The 21,729-nt window shown below is 74.2% G+C and carries 19 protein-coding genes; 4 read left to right on the top strand and 15 right to left on the bottom strand.

Features of this window, described 5'->3' with window-relative positions:
* The 5 genes from QYM41_RS03140 to QYM41_RS03120 form a co-directional block, all read right to left on the bottom strand.
* Nucleotides 1-861 (bottom strand): ABC transporter permease, encoded by an 861-nt coding sequence (locus QYM41_RS03140; RefSeq protein WP_368798276.1) that lies wholly within the window; start codon nucleotides 859-861, stop codon nucleotides 1-3.
* A complete protein-coding gene (locus QYM41_RS03135; protein WP_368798275.1) occupies nucleotides 861-2,864 on the bottom strand; it encodes a glycosyltransferase in 2,004 nt (667 codons plus the stop codon). The genes QYM41_RS03140 and QYM41_RS03135 overlap by 1 nt, the downstream gene beginning before the upstream one ends.
* Complete coding sequence (glf, locus tag QYM41_RS03130; RefSeq protein WP_368798274.1) at nucleotides 2,861-4,048, bottom strand: UDP-galactopyranose mutase; 1,188 nt, start codon at nucleotides 4,046-4,048, stop codon at nucleotides 2,861-2,863. The genes QYM41_RS03135 and glf overlap by 4 nt, the downstream gene beginning before the upstream one ends.
* 101 nt (nucleotides 4,049-4,149) lie before the next feature.
* Complete coding sequence (locus QYM41_RS03125; RefSeq protein ID WP_368798273.1) at nucleotides 4,150-5,328, bottom strand: glycosyltransferase family 4 protein; 1,179 nt, start codon at nucleotides 5,326-5,328, stop codon at nucleotides 4,150-4,152.
* A gap of 147 nt (nucleotides 5,329-5,475) precedes the next feature.
* Complete coding sequence (locus tag QYM41_RS03120; RefSeq protein WP_368798272.1) at nucleotides 5,476-5,874, bottom strand: hypothetical protein; 399 nt, start codon at nucleotides 5,872-5,874, stop codon at nucleotides 5,476-5,478.
* A 340-nt stretch (nucleotides 5,875-6,214) separates the two neighbouring features.
* Here QYM41_RS03120 and QYM41_RS03115 point away from each other — a divergent pair, with 340 nt between their 5' ends.
* Entirely contained in the window at nucleotides 6,215-6,463 is a 249-nt protein-coding gene (locus tag QYM41_RS03115; RefSeq protein ID WP_017833636.1) for a WhiB family transcriptional regulator, read from the top strand.
* A gap of 73 nt (nucleotides 6,464-6,536) precedes the next feature.
* Here QYM41_RS03115 and QYM41_RS03110 read toward each other — a convergent pair whose 3' ends face one another.
* Genes QYM41_RS03110 through QYM41_RS03100 form a run of 3 tightly spaced genes read right to left on the bottom strand, consistent with a single transcriptional unit; the run spans nucleotide 6,537 to nucleotide 10,128 of the window.
* The gene (locus QYM41_RS03110) at nucleotides 6,537-8,087 is read right to left on the bottom strand and encodes a sensor histidine kinase (RefSeq protein ID WP_368798271.1); all 1,551 of its coding nucleotides are present in this window, start codon (nucleotides 8,085-8,087) and stop codon (nucleotides 6,537-6,539) included.
* A gap of 50 nt (nucleotides 8,088-8,137) precedes the next feature.
* On the bottom strand, nucleotides 8,138-9,475 hold the full coding sequence (locus QYM41_RS03105) for a CpaE/TadZ family protein (RefSeq protein WP_368798441.1): 1,338 nt from the start codon (nucleotides 9,473-9,475) through the stop codon (nucleotides 8,138-8,140).
* Nucleotides 9,475-10,128 carry an SAF domain-containing protein gene (locus tag QYM41_RS03100; protein ID WP_368798270.1) on the bottom strand — a complete coding sequence of 218 codons (654 nt, stop codon included), beginning with the start codon at nucleotides 10,126-10,128 and terminating at the stop codon, nucleotides 9,475-9,477. Before QYM41_RS03100 ends, QYM41_RS03105 begins: the two co-directional genes overlap by 1 nt.
* Before the next feature lie 239 nt (nucleotides 10,129-10,367).
* On the opposite strand from QYM41_RS03100, the gene QYM41_RS03095 reads away from it, so the two are divergent.
* Nucleotides 10,368-10,583: a helix-turn-helix domain-containing protein gene (locus QYM41_RS03095; RefSeq protein ID WP_368798269.1), complete on the top strand. Its 216-nt coding sequence runs from the start codon at nucleotides 10,368-10,370 to the stop codon at nucleotides 10,581-10,583.
* 27 nt (nucleotides 10,584-10,610) lie between these two features.
* On the opposite strand, the gene QYM41_RS03090 is transcribed toward QYM41_RS03095, so the two are convergent.
* Nucleotides 10,611-11,174: a hypothetical protein gene (locus tag QYM41_RS03090; protein ID WP_368798268.1), complete on the bottom strand. Its 564-nt coding sequence runs from the start codon at nucleotides 11,172-11,174 to the stop codon at nucleotides 10,611-10,613.
* A gap of 210 nt (nucleotides 11,175-11,384) precedes the next feature.
* On the opposite strand from QYM41_RS03090, the gene QYM41_RS03085 reads away from it, so the two are divergent.
* The gene (locus tag QYM41_RS03085) at nucleotides 11,385-12,167 is read left to right on the top strand and encodes a LysM peptidoglycan-binding domain-containing protein (protein ID WP_368798267.1); all 783 of its coding nucleotides are present in this window, start codon (nucleotides 11,385-11,387) and stop codon (nucleotides 12,165-12,167) included.
* A gap of 97 nt (nucleotides 12,168-12,264) precedes the next feature.
* Nucleotides 12,265-12,825 carry an Rv3235 family protein gene (locus tag QYM41_RS03080; RefSeq protein WP_368798266.1) on the top strand — a complete coding sequence of 187 codons (561 nt, stop codon included), beginning with the start codon at nucleotides 12,265-12,267 and terminating at the stop codon, nucleotides 12,823-12,825.
* A 22-nt stretch (nucleotides 12,826-12,847) separates the two neighbouring features.
* Here the strand turns inward: QYM41_RS03080 and secA are convergent, their stop codons facing one another.
* The 6 genes from secA to mtrA form a co-directional block, all read right to left on the bottom strand.
* Nucleotides 12,848-15,562, bottom strand: a complete 2,715-nt coding sequence (gene secA / locus QYM41_RS03075) for a preprotein translocase subunit SecA (RefSeq protein ID WP_368798265.1) — start codon at nucleotides 15,560-15,562, stop codon at nucleotides 12,848-12,850.
* Between the two features lie 191 nt (nucleotides 15,563-15,753).
* On the bottom strand, nucleotides 15,754-16,440 hold the full coding sequence (gene hpf, locus QYM41_RS03070; protein WP_368798264.1) for a ribosome hibernation-promoting factor, HPF/YfiA family: 687 nt from the start codon (nucleotides 16,438-16,440) through the stop codon (nucleotides 15,754-15,756).
* A gap of 89 nt (nucleotides 16,441-16,529) precedes the next feature.
* Complete coding sequence (locus tag QYM41_RS03065) at nucleotides 16,530-17,330, bottom strand: ComF family protein (protein ID WP_368798263.1); 801 nt, start codon at nucleotides 17,328-17,330, stop codon at nucleotides 16,530-16,532.
* Nucleotides 17,331-17,419: 89 nt separating this feature from the next.
* Complete coding sequence (locus QYM41_RS03060) at nucleotides 17,420-19,114, bottom strand: LpqB family beta-propeller domain-containing protein (RefSeq protein WP_368798262.1); 1,695 nt, start codon at nucleotides 19,112-19,114, stop codon at nucleotides 17,420-17,422.
* Nucleotides 19,111-20,913, bottom strand: a complete 1,803-nt coding sequence (gene mtrB, locus QYM41_RS03055; protein WP_368798261.1) for an MtrAB system histidine kinase MtrB — start codon at nucleotides 20,911-20,913, stop codon at nucleotides 19,111-19,113. Before mtrB ends, QYM41_RS03060 begins: the two co-directional genes overlap by 4 nt.
* On the bottom strand, nucleotides 20,910-21,593 hold the full coding sequence (gene mtrA, locus QYM41_RS03050; protein WP_368798260.1) for an MtrAB system response regulator MtrA: 684 nt from the start codon (nucleotides 21,591-21,593) through the stop codon (nucleotides 20,910-20,912). Before mtrA ends, mtrB begins: the two co-directional genes overlap by 4 nt.
* Nucleotides 21,594-21,729 lie beyond the last annotated feature (136 nt).

Here is a 21,729-nt window from a genome sequence, read left to right as displayed (position 1 = left end):
TCACAGCTCCTGAGCGAATCGGCCCTCGAGGCGGCGGAACACCAGGTCGCCCAGGACCATGACGACCGTGACCACGAGCAGCGCCACCGGCGTCCAGAGGGAGAACAGGTGCGGCGGCACCTCGTGGGCCCCGGGCGTGGTGGTCGGCAGCCAGAACGCGGCGTGCGAGAGCTCCACGGCCACGGTCAGGGGGTTGAGCATGAACCCGGCGAACCACACCGGGCCCAGCACGTCGCGGACCATCGTCCAGGCGTAGAGCACCGGTGCGGACCACGTGCTGACCATGACGATCAGGTCCACGAAGTTCTCGGCGTCGCGGAAGAACACGTTCGCCGCCCCGAAGAGCATGCCCAGCCCCGTGCCCAGCAGCCCCACGACCAGCAGCGCCGCGGGCACGGCCAGCAGCGACAGCCACGTGGGCGACCAGCCCACGACGAGGGCGGCCACGAGCATGACCACCAGCTGCGGCATCAGGTGCACGGCGGCCACCCACACCGAGGCCACGGGGAACATCTGCCGGGGCAGGTAGATCTTCTTGATGAGGCTCGCGTTCGCCACGATCGAGCGGGCCGCGTTGCCGAAGGACTCCGAGAAGAAGTTGATCAGGATGATCCCGGAGAACAGGTACACGGCATAGTTCTCCATCCCGCGCTCCAGGCCCAGGAAGATCCCCAGGGCCACGTAGAAGACCACGAACTGGATCCCCGGCTTCACGTAGGACCACAGCAGCCCCAGGACCGTGCCCCGGTAGCGGATCTGCAGCTCCTTGTCGACCAGCAGCTTCAGCAGGTAGCGCTGGCGGAACACCGCCGGTAGCCCCGTCCCCGGGGACGGCCGCCGGACGACCGTGGCCGCCGGCATCAGGCGCCGATCTCCGAGTGCTCGCGGAAGGTCGCCTCCCAGGCCTCCAGGGAGGTGACCTCCGGCAGGGCCGCGCGGTAGCGGCGGGAGAGCTCCGGCCAGCGCAGGGCCAGCTGGGCGTGCAGCCGCAGGGACTCCGCCATGAGGGCGCGCGCCTCGCGGGGCGAGCGCTTGTACCAGGTGTAGCCGGTGCCGTCCGAGGCGGAGACCAGGGCGCTGTCGTAGCGGGAGAGCCGCCACCAGCGGGCGTCCTGGTACGGCAGGTGCACCTGGGGGTGCTCCTCGGCCTGCTCCTGCGGCCGGACGGCGAGGTGGCGCACCACGGCGGTCGTCGCGGAGGTGAGCACCTTCAGCCCGTGCGGCGCCGAGAGCCGCCGGGTGCGCAGCGGCTTGGCCGAGGCCACGGTCGGGTAGGCGTCCAGGTCCGGTTGGTAGACGGCGTCGGAGTGCTGGGTCATCATCCGGCGCACGTCGCGGATGCGCTGGGGCAGCAGCTCGTGCAGGGCCTCCGGGCCGGTCAGGACGTCGCGCAGGGCCAGGACGCGGGCCTCCTCCGCGAAGTACTGCATGGACAGCAGGTGGCGCAGGTCCTTGATCCCGTTGCGGCCCAGCACCTCGCCGCCGCGCTCGAACGGGGAGTGCAGCAGCGCGGCCACGAGCTGGTTGCGCTTGTGGAAGTAGGCCTGCCAGCTGATCGTGTCGTCCTTGTCCGCCCAGGCCAGGTGCCACACGGCCACGCCGGGCAGGGACACGGTCCGGTAGCCGGCGGCCTTCGCGCGGATGCCGTACTCGACGTCGTCCCACTTGATGAAGACCGGCAGCGCCAGGCCGATCTCGCGCACGACCTGCGTGGGGATCAGGCACATCCACCACGCGTTGTAGTCGACCTCGATGCGGCGGTGCATCCACGCGGTGCCGCGCAGGTTGCTGTGCCGGAAGTCGTGGCCGATCTCCACGCCCTCCCCCGCGGGGCCGTACTGGAAGCTGTACGGGTCCATGGCCTCGCCGAAGTTGTGGATCTTCGTGGGGTTGAGCAGGTCGATCATGTGCCCGCCGACCAGCGTGGGCCGCTTGCAGAAGTCCGCGAACACGCTGATCCGGCGCACGGCCTCCGGCTCGATCTCGACGTCGTCGTCCATGAGCAGCACGTAGGTGCTGTCGGCGCGGACGGCCTCGTACATGCCGCGGGCGAAGCCGCCGGCCCCGCCCAGGTTGCCCTGGTCGATGACCCGCAGGCGGTCGCCGAAGCGCGCCTGGACCTCGGCGAAGCCCGGCTCGTCGACGACCTTCTGGTTGCCCTGGTCCACGATCACGACCTGCGCGACCTGCGGCAGGTTCTCGCGCTGCTCGTCGAGCAGGCGGGCGTTGGTGAGGCAGTAGGAGGGCTTGTTCATGGTCGTGATCTGCAGGGTCACGGACCCCTCCGCGGTGCCCGTGCCGTCGCCCAGCCACTGGGCGCCCAGCACCTCGAGCTCCTGGTCCCCGGCCGTGGCGTCGAACCAGTACCACCCGCCGTCGGCGAAGGCCGTCAGGGGCAGCACCACCTCGGTCGTCCGGTCGGCGCCGTCGACCTCGTGCACCGACACGGGCACGGACTCGCCGCGCGCGTTGGAGCTGTGCACGCCGACCGTGCCGCGGCCCGTGGTGCGCACCCGCAGGACGACCTCCCGCAGATGGGTGTTGTGCCGCCAGTAGCTGGCCGGGAAGGCGTTGAAGTACGTGGCGAAGGACACCGTGCTGCGGGCCGGCACGCGCACGGACGTGCGCCCGAGGATCGCCACGCCGCTGGCGGCCGCGGCGTCCGAGGCGACGTTGACCACGATCTGGGGCCGCTGGTCCTTCGTGTCCTCCTGCTGGACGGCGGTGCCCGTGTCCGCCCGGGAGTCGAGGTAGAGCGGCTGGGTGGGGTAGCGGTCCTTGGCCGGGAAGACGAGCTCCTGCAGCACCCGGTAGGCGGTGCCCTCCGTGCCGGTCCGGTCGATGTCCTGGGTCGTCGCGGTCACGCGTCCACTCCCCCGCTCTCGATGGTGGCCCCGCCGGTGAAGTGGGGCTTGAGCTTGTTGTCGACCATGGACAGCGCGGCCCCGATGGCCATGTGCATGTCCAGGTACTTGTAGGTGCCGAGACGGCCGCCGAAGAGGACGTTGTCCTCCCCGCGGGCGAGGTCGCGGTACTTCAGCAGCTTCTCGCGGTCCACGGCCGTGTTGACCGGGTAGTACGGCTCGTCGCCCTTCTCCGCGAACCGGGAGAACTCGCGCATGATCACCGTGGCGTCCGTGGTGTAGTCGCGCTGGGGGTAGAAGTGGCGGAACTCCAGGATCCGGGTGAAGGACACGTCCGGGTCCGGGTAGTTGATCACCGGGGCGCCCTGGAAGTCCTCGATCGGCAGCACCTCCTGCTCCAGGTCGATGGTCCGCCACGAGAGGTCGCCCTCGGCGTAGTCGAAGTAGCGGTCCACGGGCCCGGTGTAGACGACCGGGACCTGCCCGGAGACGGCGGAGCGGGAGTAGTCGTGGCCCTCGTCGAAGAAGTCGGTGTCCAGCCGGACGTCGATCTTCGGGTGGTCCGCCATGCGCTCGAGCCAGGCGGTGTAGCCGTCCACCGGGAGGCCCTCGTACTTGTCGTTGAAGTACCGGTTGTCGTAGGTGTAGCGCACGGGGAGCCGGTTGATGATCGAGGCGGGCAGGTCCTTGGGGTCCGTCTGCCACTGCTTGCCCGTGTAGTGCTTGATGAACGCCTCGTAGAGCGGCCGGCCGATGAGCTGGATGCCCTTGTCGTTGAGGTTCTGCGGGTCCGTCCCGGCCAGCTCCCCGGCCTGCTCCTGGATCAGGGCCCGCGCCTCCGCCGGCGAGTACGCCGCGCGGAAGAACTGGTTGATCGTGCCGAGGTTGATCGGCATGGGGAAGACCTCGTCGTGGTGCCGCGTGTACACGCGGTGCACGTAGTCCGTGAAGTCGGTGAACCGGTTCACGTAGTCCCAGACCCGCTCGTTGGAGGTGTGGAACAGGTGGGCGCCGTAGCGGTGCACCTCGATCCCGGTCTGCGGCTCGTTCTCGGTGTAGGCGTTGCCCCCGATGTGGGGGCGCCGGTCGATGATGGCCACGTCGAGGCCGAGCTCGTTGGCGGCCCTCTCGGCCACGGTCAGGCCGAACAGGCCTGAGCCTACGACGACGAGATCTGCGTTCACGGGCTAACTCCTGAGGTTGGTGTCCTGGTGGGCCGTGCCGGCGTCCGGCCGGTGGGGGGCGGTACGGGCGCCGGGCGTGCGCTGCGTACCAAAGTACCTGATCAGTCCGGGAAGCCCTGGAGCAGCCACTCGGCGGCGATGCGGCCGGAGGCCGCCAGGGACGCGTTCTCGGCCGCCCACGCGGCGCGGCGGCGGCGCTCCCGGTCGTTCTCCTCGGCCCGCGCCGGGTCCAGCCGGCGGTCGAGGGCGGCGATCATGGCCTCGGCCACCGCGCCGGCGTCGTGGTCGACGACCGACCCCAGCCCGTTGTCCTCCACCAGCTGCGCGGCGACCCCGGTGCCCGCATAGACGACCGGCGTCCCGCACGCCGCGGCGGCGTAGATCTTCGTGGGCTTGGTGAAGTCGTAGCCGATGCCCGGGAGCACCGCGCCCAGGGCGGCCACGGCACCCCGGGTCCACTCCGCGGTCTCCGCCGCGGGGCGCAGGCCCTCGAAGTGCACGCGTCCGGGCGCGAGCCGCTCGGCGATCTCCTGCACCCGGTCGATGTCGGAGCCGCGCCCGAAGAAGCGCAGCCGGGCGTCCGGGTGGGCCTCCAGCACCCTCGGCATGGCGCGGACGAAGACGTCCGCCCCCTGCCACTCGGACATCGACCCGGCGTAGACGAAGTAGGGGTCGCCGGGTTGCGCCACGGGCCCGTCGGGGCGGAAGACGTCGGTGTCGATGCCGTTCTCCGCCACCAGCACCTTCTCCCACTCCACCCCGGTGACGGCCTGCAGCTCGCGGCCCATGGCCTCGGACACGGTGAGCACCCCCGCGGCCCGCCGGGCCGCGAGGGTCTCCATGAGGCGCATGGCACGCTTCACCGGCGCGGTGACGTCCATCTTCTCGGCGGCGGTGGTCCAGATGTCCGGGGCGTACCAGACGTAGGGGCGGCCCCGCAGGAGCGAGGACACGAGCACGGCCATCCCCGTGGTGGGCGGCGGCTCGCAGACCACGAGGTCGGCGCGGGTGGCCAGCAGCCGGAACAGCACGGGCACGTCGAAGCTGAGGTACTGGACGAGGCCGCGCACGTAGTCGTACCGGTCGCGCAGCACGGGCCACCGGCGCACCGGGTAGGGCTCCGGCTCGATCACGGCCCCGGCGGGCGGACGGGTGGTCAGGACCGTGACCTGCGCCCCGGCCTCCGTCAGACCCCTGGCCAGGGCTCGCAGCCGGAAGGACGCGGCGGCGGGCTCGGGCGCGAAGATGCGGCTGACGATGACGATGCGTCGGGGAGTCACGGGACCACCTGTTCGGAGCTGCTCGACGGGACGGGACGGGACGGGGCCGGGCACGGCCTCGGCGGGCGCGGGCGGTTCAACTGTACTGGTCCGGGCCCGCGGTCCGGGCCGGGCGCGCCACCGGGCAGGGCGCCGTCGGACGGCCCGCTACCGGACGGTGCGGCTGGTCCACGCGAGCACGCCGGGCCGGAAGAGCAGCACCAGGACGACGACGGCGGGCACCGCCGGCACGAGCCCGGCCGTCCACTGCCCCGACTGCAGCAGCGGGAGCGCGAGCACCAGGAGGAAGAGCTGGACCACGAGCGCGGCCGCGCGCGGCCACCGGTAGCCGCGCCAGAGGGCCCGGCCGACGCGCCACAGCCACAGGGCGCCTCCGAGGAACACCGCCGTGAGGAACACCGTCCCGCCCACGGTCAGGGGCGCCTCGAACAGCAGCGTGCGGACCAGGCGCAGGGCGGCGCCTGCCAGTGCCAGGGCCTCGAGCAGCACCACACCGGTCAGGATCGAGACCGCGCGGGGACGGGCGTCCGGGTCGGGAGCGGTCATGGGTTCCTCCTTCCGGCGGCGGGCAGGCGCGGCCGGGCCGCTCCCCGCCACCCTAGTCCGCCACCCCGGTGCGCGGGGTCCGGGGCGGGCCGGCGCACCGGGCCCGGGCCGCGCGGCCGGGGCACCGGGTCCGGGCCGGCTGTGAGCAACACCTCACTGCGCGGGGCGTGACGCGGCCCCCAAAACCCTTGTCCGCACCCCTCCGGCGTGGGAAAGTGGACGTCAGTTCTTCACAAGGCCCGTGCGAATGGGCCTTTTCTCTTGTCCCGGACGCCGCTGCCGCAGGATCCCTCTGCCCTGCGCCGCCCGGACCCGCCCTTGAAAGGAGCGATCGCTGACCATGGATTGGCGTAGCCGCGCAGCATGCCTGGAGAAGGATCCCGAGCTGTTCTTCCCCGTGGGCAACACCGGACCTGCTCTCCTCCAGATCGAGGAGGCCAAGGCCGTGTGCCGCAGCTGCCCGGTGATGGACACCTGCCTGCAGTGGGCCCTCGAGTCCGGCCAGGACGCGGGCGTCTGGGGCGGGATGAGCGAGGACGAGCGCCGCGCGCTCAAGCGCCGCGCCGCCCGCGCCCGCCGCGCATCCTGAGCACTCCGCCCGCACCGAGGACCGGGACCCCCACGGGGTCCCGGTCCTCGCCGCTTCCCGGGCCGGTCCCGGCCTAGTCGTCGAGGCGGGCGCACACGGTCACCTCGGTGCCCCCGCCCTGCCGCGGGACCCAGCGGATCCGGCCGCCGAGCTCGCCCGCCACGAGGGTCCGCACGATCTGCATGCCCAGCCCCTCCCCGCCGCCGGCGCGGCGCAGGGCGCCGGTCCCGGACTCCTCGATGACCGCGTCCCCCATCCCGGCGCCGTCGTCGCTCACCACGACCTCGAGCAGCTGGCCCGGCCCGTCCTCGTCCTGCACGCGGGACGCCTCCAGCGTCACCGTGCCGGTCCGGCCCGCGAGACCGTGCTCGACCGCGTTCGTGACGAGCTCGTTGATCACGAGCGCCAGCGGGGTGGCCAGGCGGGTCGGCAGCTCGCCGAACTCGCCGATCATCCGGGTGTGCACGGTCTGCTCGGGTGCGGCCACCTCGGCCGCGAGCCGGAACTGCCGGGCGATGAGCTCGTCGAAGTCCACGTTCTGCGTGAACCCCTGGGACAGCGTCTCGTGCACCATCGCGATGGTCGCGACGCGGCGCATCGCCTGCTCCAGGCCGTGCCGCGCCTCGTCCGTGGTCATCCTCCGGGCCTGGAGGCGCAGCAGCGCGGAGACCGTCTGCAGGTTGTTCTTGACGCGGTGGTGGATCTCCCGGACGGTCGCGTCCTTCGAGACGAGCTCGAGGTCCCGGCGGCGCAGCTCGGTGACGTCCCGGCACAGCAGCACCGCGCCGAGCCGCCCGGAGCGGTCCCGCAGCGGGACGGAGCGGAAGTTCACGCTCACGCGCGCGCCCTCCACCTCGGTGCGCCACGCCGTCCGCCCGCTGAGCACGGGGGCGAGGGTCTCGTCCGCGTCCGCACCCGGCGCCAGCACGGGCGGCACGAGGTCCATGAGCCGCTCCCCCAGCAGCTCGCCGTCGATCCCCAGCCGGCGCAGCGCCGACTCCGCGTTGGGCGAGACGTAGGTCACCCGGTCCTCGGGGTCGAGCCGGATCGCCCCGTCCCCGACCCGGGGGGCGCCGCGCCGCGACCCGGTCGGGGCGGAGAAGTCCGGCCACAGCCCCTCGTTGGCCATCCGCAGCAGCACGTCGGCGGTCTCCCGGTAGACGACCTCCTGCCGGGAGGCCACCTGCCCGCCCGCCCGCCCGGTGTGCAGGCTCAGCAGCGCGAGCGTCCGTCCCTTGCGCACGAGCGGCACGACCTTCACGGGCTCGGCTCCGGCCCCGCCCTCGGGCAGACGCACCCGTTCGATCCTCCGGCCCACCCACGCGGCGCGCAGGGGCCCGCTCAGCGCGTCGGGCAGCTGCTCCCCCACCATGTCCTCGTGGAAGACCGTGGGACCGGTCGCGGGCCGCACGTGGGCGAGCACCCGGAAGGGGGTGCCGGGCGCCGGCATGCCGCGGCCGTTGCCGCTGCCGGCGGCCGGGATGTAGTCGTCCGGGAAGCTGAGCACCAGGTCGCAGAAGGAGAGGTCGGAGATCAGCTGCCAGTCCCCCACGAGCAGGTGGAGCCACTCGTAGTCCCCGGGGCCGAAGTCCTTGGTGTCCTTGAGCGCTTCCGTGAACGCCACGTCGCCTCCCGTGGTCGCAGGTGGGGAGGGCCCGGGCGGCGCCCCCGCGATCAGCGCCGCAGCCAGGCCCCGATCCTGCCGCCCAGCCTAGTACCGCGCACGACCCCGTCCTCGTGCCCGTCCGGTGGCGCGTCGTCGGCGAGCGCCCGGCCGGCCAGGGCGCGGACCGCGGCCCGCACGGCCGAGCCCGGGGCGGTCTCCGCCAGGACGGCTCCGGCCAGCAGCGCCTCGTCGCACGTCTCCGGGTCCCACGGCACGAACAGCTCCACCGCCGGCCCCGAGCCGAAGCGGGCCCACGCCTCGCGGATCCCCAGTTCCGGGGACCGCCCGGCCGCCGAGCGGCGCAGCTTGTTGACGGCGACGACGAGCCGGGCACCGGGGGCGGCCGCGGCGACGTCCGGCAGCCCCTTGACCAGCCGCGGGACGCCGATGGTGTCCGCGGCGCCCACGGCCACGACCACGTCCGCCCGCTCCAGGACGGCGAGGGCCGCGGCGTGCCGGCGGGGCGCCATGGTGTCCACGGCGAGCTCCTCGTCGGCCTCGAGTGCGAAGCCGCAGTCCACCACGGTGGTCCCGAACTCGTGCACCGAGCACTCGAGCACCGTCGCGACGGCGCTCGCGCGCAGCTCCGGCCAGCGGTCCTGCCGCGTCAGTCCCGTGAGCACCCGGACGGTGCGCCCGGCGACGGCCACGTCGGCGGCCGTCCGGCGCAGGGCCGCGCCGTCGAGCCGCCCCTGGTCGGCGAGGCGGCACGCCTGGGCGAGGCCCGCCGCCTCGTCCAGCATCCCGAGCGCCGCGGCCACCGACGGCCCGTAGGTGTCCGCGTCCACGAGGACCGTGTCCTGGCCGAGGAGGGCGAGCTCGGCGGCCAGGTTGACGGCCACCGTGGTCCGGCCCGGCGCCCCCGTGGGACCCCACACCGCGACGACCCGCCCCGTGCCGCGGGTGCCGTCCGGGTCCGCTCCGGCGGGCTCCGCCTCGTCCGGGGGCGCCGTGCCCGTCCCGCCGTCCTCGACCCCCGCGTAGCCCACGGCGCTGGGCGCGCCCGCCGCCGTGGCGACCGCCTCCTCGACGAGGCGCGCGGCGTCCCCGGGGTCCGCGTGCTCGGGGACGACCACGGCGCCCAGCCCGGCGAGGCGTCGGTGGTCGTGGCCCTCCAGCACCAGCAGCACCGCCCCGCCGAGCCGGATCTGCTCCAGCAGGCTGGCGGTGAGCTCCTCCGCGCCCTCCGCGACGAGGGCCGCCCGGCCGAGTCCGGCGCGCGCGGCCGCCAGCAGCTCGGTGAGGTCGAGGCAGCGGCGCACCACGGTGACCGGACCGTGCAGCCGTTCGATCCCGTCCACGAGGGGCCAGGTGGAGACCCCGAGGACCATGACCGGGAGCACCATCACCGGCCGCCCGCGGGGTTCCACACGAGCGTCACGCGGGCGTCGTTGCCGAGGGCGTCCACGAGCGCCCTCATCGGCTCCTCCTCCACCAGCACGTGCACCACCGTGCCGCGCCCCGCGCCGAGGGCGGTCTCCTCCGCCTGCACGCCGGCGATCTCCGCGGCGGGCAGCAGCAGGCGCGGGGACTCGTGGCCGCGGCCCGAGGGCCTCAGGGCCGCGACCCAGACGTCGACCCGGGACCCGGCACCGGCGTCCTCGGGCAGGGGGTGGTCCACCGGCACGGCGACCGGCTTGCGGTCCAGCCGGTCCGCGGTGCCCAGGGCGTGGTCCGGCAGCAGCTGGCCCGCCGGGATCCGCTGCGTGGCGACCGTGCCCGGTCCGGGGGCGGCGTCCGCCGGGACGTACAGCTCGGCCGCGTCCTGCAGCCGGACGTCCAGGGTCACGAGGTCCTCGCCGCCCACCTCCTGCCCGACCTCGATGTCCCGGGCGGCCGCCAGGTACGGCTCGGTCCGGTTCGTGGCGGAGACCACGGCCGTCACCCCCGCGACGGAGAGCAGCACGAGCAGCAGTCCGGTGAGCAGCCGGGGGTCCCGCCAGGTCGGTCTCCGGAACCGGGCCGACGGGGCGTCCGCGCCCCTGACCGTGCCGCTCATCGGCGACCGCCTCTCTCGATGCTCGGCACGGCCGTGGCGGCCGCGCGCGTCGCCCACATTGTGCCCGCCGCCGCGGTGCCGCGGGAACGGACCGGTGCACAACTGGGGACAGGGCCGCCGTCGGGCCGGGCCCGCCGCCGCCTCCGCACGGCGGCGTCGCCGCATGTGGACGGCAGGCCGCCGCGGCCGTTCGGTGGCAGACTGGATCGGGAGAGCAACCACGAGCAAGGAGGCGGAGGATGGCGCAGCAGCGCTTCCTGACCTTGGCGGACGTCGCCGAGATCCTCAACATCTCGGCGACGCAGGCGAGGGCGCTCGTGCGCAGCGGCGAACTGCCCGCCATCCAGGTGGGCGGTCGCGGCCAGTGGCGTGTCGAGACCGCCAAGCTGGAGGAGTACATCGCCCGGGGGTACGAACGGACCGCGGAGGCGGTGCGCTCGGGCGGAGCGGACTGACGCACCGGGACGTCCCCGGCGGCCGGCTCACCCGGGCGTGAGCGAGGACACGCAGACCAGCGCCGGGAACGGCACCACTCGCAGGGCGGTGACGCTGCCGCGCCTGCGGTAGTCGTCGTCGGGATGCAGGGCCAGGTCGAGGAAGTCCGCGCCCACCCGGTCCACCGTCCCCTCGAGCTCGCCGAGCGGGCCGCCGCCGGAGAGCCGGATCCGCACCCGGGCCCTGGCCCGGGCGAGGGCGCGCAGCGCGTGCCCCAGGCCGAGCCGCAGCATCACCGGGTCCTCCCCGGCCGCCCACCCGCGGCCGAGGGACTCCCACCACAGGACCGCCGCCAGCGGGACGAGGTGCTCGGTCCCGCGGTCCTCGAGCACGACCCATCCGGACCCCACCGCCCGCACCCGGCCCTCGACCGGCACGGCCCCCGTCAGCAGCGCCCGGACGGGATCGCCCTGCCGGAGGCGCAGCCGGTCCACCAGCTGCACCCGGGAGTACTCGGCGCGGGCCTGCTCCGCGGCCTCCTCCTCGAGTCCCCGCTGGTGGGCGGCGGCGAGCTGGGCCTCCAGGTCCGCGAACAGCTGCTCCCAGCGCACTGCAGGGCCTCCCCTCCCACGCTCCGGATCGGCCGGTCGCGCAGGGCCTCACGCTAGGCACCGGCCGGGCGGCGGTCAAGGAGCGTCATCTCCACCGTTGTCCGCGCGATCCTTTACACCGTCGCCGGAGGAGTGCTACCAATACTCGAAGAGATCAAATCACCTCAAACATCATCAAATGAGGTCAAACGGCACGGTTCGAGGGACGACATGGACAGCACCGCACCACCCGACCACCCCGGAGGGGCGCCCCTGTGGTCCGTGCTCCTGGTGCCCGCCCTGGGCCTGGCCACGGCGGCCTGCGGGACGGCGCTGGCCGCCGGCACCCGCCGCCCCTGGGTCTCGGACGCCGGCGCCCTGATCGGGCTCGCCGCGGCCGCGGCCGGGTGCGCCGTGGTGGCCGCCTGGCTCGTGGGCGCCGCCCTCGCCGTGCTCTCGGTGCTGGCCGGCCGCCGCCGGTGGGACCGCCTGGCCGGGGTGTGCCGGAGCTGCTCGCCGGCCCTGCTGCGCCGCGCGGCGGCCGCGGTCCTGGGCCTGCAGCTCCTGACGGCCCCCGCGGCGACGGCCGACGACGCGCCCTCGCCGTTCTGGGACGCCCCGCACCGCGACGCGGCGGCCGCGTCGCAGGAGGCACCGGCCTCCGTGGCGCCCGCTCCGGCGCCACCGGCCGGTCACGGCGCGCCGCAGGACGCCGCACGGGCCGCGGCCCCCGGCGCCGGGGACCGGCCCGTCCCCGCCCCTCCTCCGGCTCCCTGCGCTGCCCGGCCGGGGGCCTCGGCCGCGCAGCGCACGGTGGACGGCGCCGTCACGGTCGTGCGCGGGGACACCCTGTGGTCCCTGGCGGCGGCCCGGCTGGGGCCGGAGGCCGACGACGCCCGGATCGCCCGCGCGTGGCCCCGCTGGTACGAGCTGAACCGGCACGTGCTCGTCGACGGACCGCACCGGCTCCTGCCGGGCCAGCGGCTGCTGGTGCCCGGCAGCGGGGACCCCTGAGCCGTCCGCACCCCGCTTCCCGGCAGCGCAGGCCCGGCAGCACCACCACACCCCTGCACCGCCGTCCAGACCGCAGCACCGCACCAGGAGGCCCGTCATGAACGCACCCACCGCCGGTTCCGACCCGGTCGCCCGCCGGGCCGCACCCACGGCCGGTTCCAACCCGGTCGCCCGCCGGGCCGCACCCGCCCCCGGACGGCGCGCGGCGGGACCGCCGGCCCGGCGTTCCCGGCCGGTCCCGCCCACGGCCCCCGGCGGGTACACGTGGGGCGCCGCCCGGGTCCTGGGCCACGACGCGGCCGACGAGCTGGCGCGGGTCACCGCGCTGGCACGGTCCATCGGCCAGGCGGCCGTGGAGGTGCTCGGCGGGAGCAGGCCGGCCGCGCAGCTGAGCCGCTGGACCACCCCGGAGATCGTCCAGCGGTTCCAGCAGCGCGCCGACCTGCTCCGGCTGCTGCAGGAGCAGTTCGAGGACAAGTCCGCGCTGCAGGAGCTGCACCGCAACCCCCACGTGCGCCGGTGCCGGGTGTGCCGGGTGGACCGCGGTGTCTACGAGGTGGCCCTCGTGGTGGTCGAGCCGCGGCGCAGCCGGGCCGTGGCGCTGCGCGTGGAACGCCTGGGGCGGGGCTGGAGCGTCACCGAGCTCGAGGTCGGCTGATCCGCGGCCCGCCCCGGTCCGCTCAGCCCTCCGAGGACTCCGCGCTGCCCGCCCGGGCCCGGGCCCGGCGCCCGGCGCGGTTCGGGGAGGCGTCGGCGGAGTCCGCCTCGGCCGCGCCGCGGTCCGGCGCGGTCGGCTCCGTGCGGGTCTGCGTCCCCCCGCTCTCCGCGGGCGCGGTGTACTGCAGGAAGCTGGGCTGGCGCGGGATCTGCAGGTCCACGGGGCCGCCGCCGGCGCCCACGCGCTGGCGGCGGATTTCCATCCGGTACAGGGTCGAGACGGTCTCCTCGCGGATCGCCCCCATCATCTCCTGGAACATCGCGTAGCCCTCCCGCTGGTACTCCACGAGGGGGTCGCGCTGGGCCATGGCGCGCAGCCCGATGCCCTCCTTGAGGTAGTCCATCTCGTAGAGGTGCTCGGGCCACTTGCGCCCGATGACCGAGAGCAGCACCCGCCGCTCCAGGTTGCGCATGGCCTCCGCGCCGACCTCCTCCTCCCGCTGGTCGTAGACCAGGCGGGCGTCCGAGAGGATCTGCTCGCGCAGGAACTCCGCGGTGAGCCGGGTGCGGCCCCCGGCCTCGGCCACGACCTCGTCGACGGTGAGGGTCACGGGATAGATCGTGCGCAGGGCCTCCCACAGGCCCTCGAGGTCCCAGTCCTCCGGGTGGCCGACCGCCGTGCGGTCCTGGACCGTGGAGGAGACGACCTCGTCGACGAACTGCGCGATCTGCTCCTGGAGGTCGTCGCCCTCGAGGACCCGGCGGCGGTCGCGGTAGACCGCCTCGCGCTGCCGGTTGAGGACGTCGTCGTACTTGAGGACGTTCTTGCGCTGCTCGGCGTTGCGCCCCTCGACCTGGCTCTGCGCCGAGGCGATGGCGCGGGAGACGATCTTGTGCTCCAGGGCGGTGTCGTCCGGCGCCCCCGCCATGAGCCGCTGGGCGGCGCCGGCGTTGAACAGCCGCATCAGGTCGTCCGCGAGGGACAGGTAGAAGCGGGACTCGCCCGGGTCGCCCTGGCGTCCGGAGCGCCCCCGGAGCTGGTTGTCGATGCGCCGGGACTCGTGGCGCTCGGTGCCCAGGACGTAGAGGCCGCCGACGGCGACCACCTCCTGGTGCTCCGCCTTCGTCTCCTCCTCGCACGCGGCCACCACCTCCGGCCACACCCGCTCGTACTCCTCGGCGTCCCGCTGCGGGTCCAGGCCCCGCTCGCGCATCCGGTCCACGGCGTTGAACTCGGCGTTGCCGCCGAGCATGATGTCGGTGCCGCGCCCGGCCATGTTCGTGGCCACGGTCACCGCGCCCTTGCGGCCGGCCTGCGCGACGATCGAGGCCTCCCGGGCGTGGTTCTTCGCGTTGAGCACCTCGTGGCGGACCCCGCGCTGGGCGAGCAGCTTGGAGAGGTACTCGCTCTTCTCGACCGACACGGTGCCCACCAGGACCGGCTGGCCCTTGGCGTGGCGCTCCTCGATGTCCTTGACCACGGCGGCGAACTTCGCGACCTCGTTCTTGTAGACGAGGTCGGAGCGGTCGATGCGCACGAGGGGGCGGTGGGTCTCGATGGACACGACGCCCAGCCCGTAGGTGTTCATGAACTCCGCGGCCTCGGTCTCGGCGGTTCCCGTCATGCCCGAGAGCTTCTCGTAGAGGCGGAAGTAGTTCTGCAGGGTGACGGTGGCGAGCGTCTGGTTCTCGGCCTTGATCTCGACGCCCTCCTTCGCCTCGATGGCCTGGTGCATGCCCTCGTTGTAGCGGCGGCCGGCGAGGATGCGCCCGGTGTGCTCGTCGACGATCATCACCTCGCCCTTGAGCACCACGTAGTCCTTGTTGGCGCGGAAGAGCTCCTTGGCCTTGATGGCGTTGTTGAGGAAGCCGATGAGCGGCGTGTTCTGGGCCTCGTAGAGGTTGTCGATGCCCAGCCAGTCCTCGACCTTCTCGATCCCGGACTCGAGCACGCCCACGGTGCGCTTCTTCTCGTCCACCTCGTAGTCGGTGCCGGCGTGGAGCCGCTGCACGAGGCGGCCGAACTCGGTGTACCACCGGTTGGCCTCCCCGGAGGCGGGCCCGGAGATGATCAGCGGGGTGCGCGCCTCGTCGATCAGGATGGAGTCCACCTCGTCGACGATCGCGAAGTGGTGGCCCCGCTGGACGAGCTCGTCGGGGCTCCACGCCATGTTGTCACGCAGGTAGTCGAAGCCGAACTCGTTGTTCGTGCCGTACGTGATGTCGGCGACGTACTGCCGGCGGCGGGTCTCGGGGTCCTGGTTGGCCAGCACCACGCCCGTCTCCATGCCCAGGAACCGGTAGACGCGCCCCATGAGGTTGGCCTGGTACTCCGCGAGGTAGTCGTTCACGGTCACGACGTGCACGCCCTTGCCGGCCAGGGCGTTGAGGTACGCCGGTGCCGTGGCCACCAGGGTCTTGCCCTCGCCCGTCTTCATCTCGGCGATGTTCCCGAGGTGCAGGGCGGCGCCGCCCATGAGCTGGACGTCGTAGTGGCGCTGGCCCAGGGTGCGGGACGCGGCCTCACGGACCACCGCGAAGGCCTCGGGCAGGAGCCGGTCCAGGGACTCGCCGTCGGCGACACGGGCGCGGAAGGCGTCCGTCTCGGCCCGCAGCTCCGCGTCGCTGAGCTCCCGGAAACCGTCCTCGAGGCTGTTGATGGCGGTCGTGTAGGACCGCAGCCTCGTCAGGACCTTCTTGTCTCCGGTCCTGAGGACTTTCTCCAGGAATGACGCCACGTGCACACGCTCCTCGTGTTCGACTGCCGTGCTGGGACTGATGGGGGGGGTGTCCGGCACCCGCTCCAGTCTACGCGAGCCCGCCCCGGTCGCCGGGCGCGGACGAGCCCGGTGGCCGTGACCACCGGGCTCGTCCGGGGCGGGGCCCGGCCGGCACCCGGCCGGGCCGCTCCGCCGTCACGGGGGCGCGGTCAGCGGGCGGGCTCGGTCTGGTACGCCCGGACGCTCTCCTCGGACTCCTCGCCGTTCTCGCTGAGGCTGATCACGCCGTAGCTCCAGCCCTTGCGGCGGTAGACGGCGGAGGGCTCCCCCGTCTCCTTGTCGACGAAGAGGTAGAAGTCGTGGCCGACCAGCTCCATGTGGTCGACGGCCTCGTCGACGCTCAGCTCGGAGGCGGGGAAGCGCTTGCGCCGGATCTCGACGGGCGTGACGGCGTCGGTGAGGCTCACGCTCTGGTCGAACGCCTCCTGCTCGGCGGTGGCGAGCTCGGCGGCGGTGGTGTAGATGGGCCCGGAGCTCGGGACCACGGGCAGGGTGCCGGTGGCCTCGTGCACGGCCGTGGGACGGTGGGCGCCGCGGTGCACCTTGCGGCGGTCGCGCGCGCGGCGCAGGCGCTCCAGCAGCTTGCTGTAGGCCTCGTCGAAGGCGGCGAACTTGTCGTCGCCCCGGGCCTCGGCCCGCAGGACGGGGCCGCGGCCGGAGACCGTGATCTCCACGCCCATGCCCTGGTGGCCGGGCAGGGCGTGGTCCTTGGTGACCTTGACATCAATGCGCTGGACCTTCTCGCCCAGCTCCTCGAACTTGACGACCTTCTCGGCGGCGTACTCCTTGAACCGCTCCGGTACGGCGACGTTGCGCCCCATGACGTTCAGTTCCATGATGCCCTCCAAATCTCGGGGGTGACGTGGGCGGATGGGGCCGCCCACCCGGGAGGATCGGTGCGTCCCGTGGCTCAACGTTAGTTGAATCACACGGGATATTCACCAGGCCCCCACCGGGCCGCGGGCGAATCAGCGGTCAGCGGAACGGCCGGCGGCCGCACGGCCGCGAGCACGACCGCGCCGACCACCTCGGCCCCGCCGGCCCGCAGCGCACGGGCCGCCTCCCCGAGGGTCGCCCCCGTGGTCAGCACGTCGTCGACGACGACGCACGGCGCGCCGGTCACCGCGGCGCCCCGCAGGGACCCGGCGGGCCCGGCCCGCCGGCCCGCGGTGCCCCGTCGCTTCTGCGCCGGCCCGCGCCGCATAGTCCCGCCGGCCCGGTGCCGCAGCCCGCGGTGCACGACCGTGCCGGCGGGGAGCACGCCGCGGCGGGCACAGTCCTCCAGCAGCAGGCGCACGGGGTCGAACCAGCGCCGCCGCAGGGCGGCCGGTGCGCTCGGGACCGGGACGAGCAGCACGGGCCCCGGCGGCCAGTCCCGTGCCGCTGCGTGCAGGGCCGTGGCGAGGCAGGCGGCGAGCACTGGCACCAGGTCGGTGCGCCCGGTGGTCTTCAGCGCGAGCAGGCACGCGGCGAGCCCGTGGGCGTAGCGCCCGGCGGCGACGACCGGCAGCGGCGGCTCGAGCATGGGCGCGGCCGAGGAGGCCTCGAAGGGCCGGGCGCAGGACCGGCGCAGCACCATGCGGCAGGCCCGGCACAGCGCGGCCCCCGGGGCACGGCACACGGCGCACTCCACGGGCAGGAGCACCTCGGCGGCCTCGGCCAGGGGGCGCAGGACCCGGGCGGCCGCCCGGTCGAGGGCGCGGGCGGTGCGCGGGGTGACGGGCATGCGCCCATCCTCGCCGGTGCCCGGCGCCCCGGACCGGGGCCTCTCCCCGTCCGGACGGCCGCGGGCTGTGGAGCGCCGCCCGGGGCCGCTCAGCCGGCGAACGCCGTGTCGAGCACGCCCCTGCTCTGCGGCGCCCAGGCGTTGCCCGTGAGCATGTGCAGGGTGCCGCCGGCCACGGCGAAGACGGAGGACGTGCCGTTGCCCCCGCTCAGCCCGGTGAGGCCCACGATGCCGGGCAGCTCCCGGAAGCGCCCGGAGACGTCGTAGATCCGGGGCCGGACGGAGCCCGTGCCCCCGAGCGGGGCGGCGACGAACTCCCGGTCGCTGAGCCACAGGGCCACGTCCGCCTCGACGTCGGCGGCCACCCGGTACGGCTCGTTGAGCCGGCGAGGTGTCCCGTCGGGTTCGCGGACCACACCGGCCAGCCAGATCTGGGAGACCCCGTCGTCCTCGGTGACCACCAGCGCCCGGGTGCCACCGCGGGAGATCCGCAGGGAGGTCACGGTGCGCCCCGTGAGCCACGGGGCCTCCACGCGCAGCGCCTCCTCCGCCTCGGTACCGGTGCGCACGGCCCGCACGGTCCCCGCGGAGTCCCCGGCCCACACCCAGCCGTGCTCGTCGAAGCTCGGGCGGCTCAGCCCGGTCCCGCTGAAGCGCTCGACGGGCTCCTCGCCCCGGGCCACGGTCACGAGGGAGCCGGTGCCCCGGTCCACGAACGCGAAGTGCTCGGCGGCGGCGTCCATGGCGGGCCGGGAGGGCGGGTGCTCGTCCAGCGGCGGGAGCCCGTCCACGGCCTCGGTCTGCCCGCCCTGGTAGAACACCAGCTCGCCGTCGCGCAGGCCCACCTGCCGGGACGGGACGGTGACGTCCTGGACGGGCGCGGTGTCCGTCCACCCCGCGCCCAGCTCCACGGGCGCCCCGTCGACGAGCAGCTCCACGTCGTTCACCGCGGTGAGCGACCGGAGGCTCAGCGAGAGCTGGTCGTGCATCCGCCGGTTGATCTCGATGTTCGCGGGGTCGAAGTCGGGCACGCTCAGCTCCACCGTGGCGGTGCCCTCCCGCACGGGCACCGCGGATCGCGCGAGCGTGGTCCCCGGCGGGAACGCCGAGGTCACCGCGCCGCGCAGGTAGGGCGCGGGACCACCGAGCAGGGCGCGCACGATCGACGTGGACACGGGCACCCGGTCCGGGAACCAACGGGGGTCGACCACCACGTTGGAGAGGTCCTCGTCGGCGAAGTACAGGTGGTGGGGCTCGAAGATGTCCTCGAAGTCGGGCCGGGTCAGCGCGGTCGCGTCCGGGGCCTCGGAGATCCGCCACTGGCCGTCCACCTGGACCACCTCGAAGTCCAGCACCTCGGTGGCCCCCGCCGGCTTGCGCTCGATCACGCCGGAGCCGTCCACGATGCTCTCCACCTCGAGGTTCACCCGGTACTCGTTGTCCTCGAGGCGGGGCACGGGCGTGGCGTCGCCGCGGTGCACGATGGTGCGCGTGTCCGGGTGCCAGGTGCCCGCGAGCTCCGGGGTGAGGTACTCGCGGGCCACGGAGTAGTCGTCGGCCACGCCCGTGCCGGCCGCCAGGAAGCCCCGCACGATCTGCTCCGGGGTGGCTCCGTCCCGGGGGCCGGCCGGCTCGGCCTCGTAGGTGGGCTGGGCCGCGGTCCGGGTCGGCTCGGCGTGCCGGTGCACTGGTCCCGACCGGGGGATGGCGCCGCAGCCGCCCAGGGCCACGGCCACGGCCACGGCGAGCGCGGCCGAGCGGGTGAGCCGCCGGGTGCTGCTCATGACCGGTCCTCCTCGACGTCGGGGGGCCGCTGCGCCGCTCCGGCCGGGGCCGGCTCGCCCGTGGCCGGCTCGGCCGGGGGCGCCGGGGCCGGGGCGGTCTCGGCCGGGGCCGCGGGGGCCAGGGCCAGGGACCCCGTCCTGGTCACCGCGGCCGTCTCGGGATAGGCGCCGGTGTCGGGCGGCAGGGCGAGCGGGCTCTCGTCGTCGGGCACCAGCCGCCGCGCGCGGGTGCGGGGCAGGGTGAGCCGGAAGCACGCGCCCTCCCCGGGGGCGCCCCAGACCTCGAGCCGTCCGCCGTGCAGCCGCGTGTCCTCCGTGGCGATGGCGAGACCGAGCCCCGTGCCCCCGGTGGTGCGGGCGCGGGCGGGGTCCGCGCGCCAGAAGCGGTGGAAGGCCTTGGCTGCCTCCTCCTCGGTCATCCCGATGCCGTGGTCGCGCACCGCCACCGCGGCGGCGACGTCCGAGGCCCCCACGACGACGTCGATGGGCCGGCCCTCCCCGTGCTCGAGGGCGTTGACCACGAGGTTGCGCAGGATCCGCTCGATCCGCCGCGCGTCCCCCTGGACGGTGCAGCGGGACAGCTCCGAGCGGACCCGCACCGTGGAGCCGGAGGAGACGGCCAGCGGGGCGGCGGCCTCCACCACGTCGTTCACCACGGAGAACAGCTCCACGTTGGCGACCTCGAGCCGCGCGGCGCCGGCGTCGAAGCGCGAGATCTCCAGCAGGTCCGCCAGCAGGGCGTCGAAGCGGTCCACCTGGTGGTGGAGCAGCTCGGCGGAGCGCCGGTTGACCGGGTCGAAGTCCTCGCGGGCGTTGAAGAGCACCTCGGCGGCCATCCGCACCGTGGTCAGCGGGGTGCGCAGCTCGTGCGAGACGTCCGAGACGAAGGTCTGCTGCATCGAGGACAGCTGCTCGAGCTGCGTGATCTGCTCCTGCAGGCTGTCCGCCATGCGGTTGAAGGAGCGGGCGAGACGGGCGACCTCGTGCGAGCCGCTGACGGGCATCCGCACCCCCAGGTCGCCGTCGGCGAGCTGCTCGGCCACGCGCGCGGTGCTGGAGACGGGTCGGACGACCTCACGGGTGACGTACCAGACGATGGCGCCCACGAGCAGGAGCAGCACGACCACCGACAGCAGCAGCACCGCGTGCATGGCGTCCAGGGTGCGCTGCGGCTCGGAGAAGTCGTAGACGAGGTAGAGCCCGTAGCGGCTGTTCTGGTAGAGGTCCACCACCGTGCCGACGACGATGACGGGGGCCTCTTCCCCGTCCTCCGTCATCCGGACCGAGGCCGGCTGCCAGAACACGCCGTCCTGCTCGGCGAGCCGCTCCTGCAGCTCGGGGGGCACGGTGCTCGAGGTCATCCACGGGCTCTGGCTCTGCGCCGGGATGAGGGTCTGCCCGCTGGTGAAGTCCATCGGGAGCAGGATCCAGCGCTCCGTCTCCGCGCCGTCGACCGAGAGGGAGCCGAGGGTGGAGGCGACGAGCGCCTGCAGCTCGTCGCGGTCGGAGGCGTCCGAGGCGTCGAAGCTGTCCTGCACCTGCTCGAAGTCGGCGGTGGCGGAGGCGAGGACCTGGTCCAGCCGTTCGGTGAACAGCCGGTCCGCGATCTGGTGCGAGAGGAAGCTGCCCGTGACGAAGAAGGCGAGCGCGGTGAGGGACAGGGACACGGCGATCGCCCGGAACTGCAGGGACTGCCGCCAGCGGCGGGCCAGGAGGAGCCGGCCCAGCCGCAGCCGGCGGGCCGTGGCGCGGGCCGACCCGCTGCGCCGGGGGGAGGCGGCGGCGTCCGGCACGGTCATCGGGCGGACGTGCCCGCCTTGTAGCCGACGCCGCGCACGGTGACCACGATCTCGGGGCTCTCCGGGTCCCGCTCGATCTTGGCGCGCAGCCGCTGCACATGGACGTTGACGAGCCGGGTGTCGGCGGCGTGCTGGTATCCCCAGACGTCGCGGAGCAGCATCTCCCGGGAGAACACCTGGTGGGGTGCGCGGGCGAGGGCCGTGAGCAGGTCGAACTCGAGGGGGGTGAGGGAGATCTCGTGGTCCCCGCGGTGCACGCTGTGCCCGCTCACGTCGATGGTCAGGTCGCCGATCCGCAGCTCCTGCGAGTTGGCGCGCTCGACGGGGCGCAGCCGGGCCTTGACCCGGGCCACGAGCTCGGCGGGCTTGAACGGCTTGGGCACGTAGTCGTCGGCCCCGGCCTCGAGACCACGGACCACGTCCACGGTGTCCGACTTGGCGGTGAGCATGACGACCGGGACGTCGGAGATGGTGCGGATCTCGCGGCAGACCTGGATGCCGTCCTTGCCCGGGAGCATGAGGTCGAGCAGCAGCAGGTCCGGGCGCACGGCCCGGAAGGTGTCCACGGCGGTGGCGCCGTCGTAGCAGAAGACGGGCTCGAAGCCCTCCGCGGTCAGGACGATCCCGATCATCTCCGACAGGGCGGCGTCGTCGTCGACGACCAGTATTCGCGCGTTCATCGCCTCTCCGGTGGTGTGGGACGGGCCCGCAGCGGCGGGGATCGCCGTGTCCCCGGGCGTCCGGGGCGTGGTGGTGGAGCGGGGTCCACCTGCATTGTGGCCGATCGCGGCCCCGCCCGCACCTCGGCGCGGAGTG

It is taken from the genome of Kocuria oxytropis (assembly GCF_040981195.1).
GTDB lineage: Bacteria > Actinomycetota > Actinomycetes > Actinomycetales > Micrococcaceae > Kocuria > Kocuria oxytropis.
Note: the sequence above shows the minus strand (reverse complement) of the source record. Positions and strands in the feature narration are given on the sequence as shown.

Bases quoted from the DNA above. Each gene is read 5' to 3' on its own strand.
- hpf (WP_368798264.1), bottom strand. From the start codon at position 16,440: ATGGAACTGAACGTCATGGGGCGCAACGTCGCCGTACCGGAGCGGTTC.
- QYM41_RS03115 (WP_017833636.1), top strand. From the start codon at position 6,215: ATGGATTGGCGTAGCCGCGCAGCATGCCTGGAGAAGGATCCCGAGCTG.
- QYM41_RS03060 (WP_368798262.1), bottom strand. From the start codon at position 19,114: ATGAGCAGCACCCGGCGGCTCACCCGCTCGGCCGCGCTCGCCGTGGCC.
- QYM41_RS03095 (WP_368798269.1), top strand. From the start codon at position 10,368: ATGGCGCAGCAGCGCTTCCTGACCTTGGCGGACGTCGCCGAGATCCTC.
- QYM41_RS03085 (WP_368798267.1), top strand. From the start codon at position 11,385: ATGGACAGCACCGCACCACCCGACCACCCCGGAGGGGCGCCCCTGTGG.
- mtrB (WP_368798261.1), bottom strand. From the start codon at position 20,913: ATGACCGTGCCGGACGCCGCCGCCTCCCCCCGGCGCAGCGGGTCGGCC.
- QYM41_RS03065 (WP_368798263.1), bottom strand. From the start codon at position 17,330: ATGCCCGTCACCCCGCGCACCGCCCGCGCCCTCGACCGGGCGGCCGCC.
- QYM41_RS03140 (WP_368798276.1), bottom strand. From the start codon at position 861: ATGCCGGCGGCCACGGTCGTCCGGCGGCCGTCCCCGGGGACGGGGCTA.
- QYM41_RS03105 (WP_368798441.1), bottom strand. From the start codon at position 9,475: ATGGTGCTCCCGGTCATGGTCCTCGGGGTCTCCACCTGGCCCCTCGTG.
- mtrA (WP_368798260.1), bottom strand. From the start codon at position 21,593: ATGAACGCGCGAATACTGGTCGTCGACGACGACGCCGCCCTGTCGGAG.
- QYM41_RS03080 (WP_368798266.1), top strand. From the start codon at position 12,265: ATGAACGCACCCACCGCCGGTTCCGACCCGGTCGCCCGCCGGGCCGCA.
- QYM41_RS03120 (WP_368798272.1), bottom strand. From the start codon at position 5,874: ATGACCGCTCCCGACCCGGACGCCCGTCCCCGCGCGGTCTCGATCCTG.
- QYM41_RS03100 (WP_368798270.1), bottom strand. From the start codon at position 10,128: ATGAGCGGCACGGTCAGGGGCGCGGACGCCCCGTCGGCCCGGTTCCGG.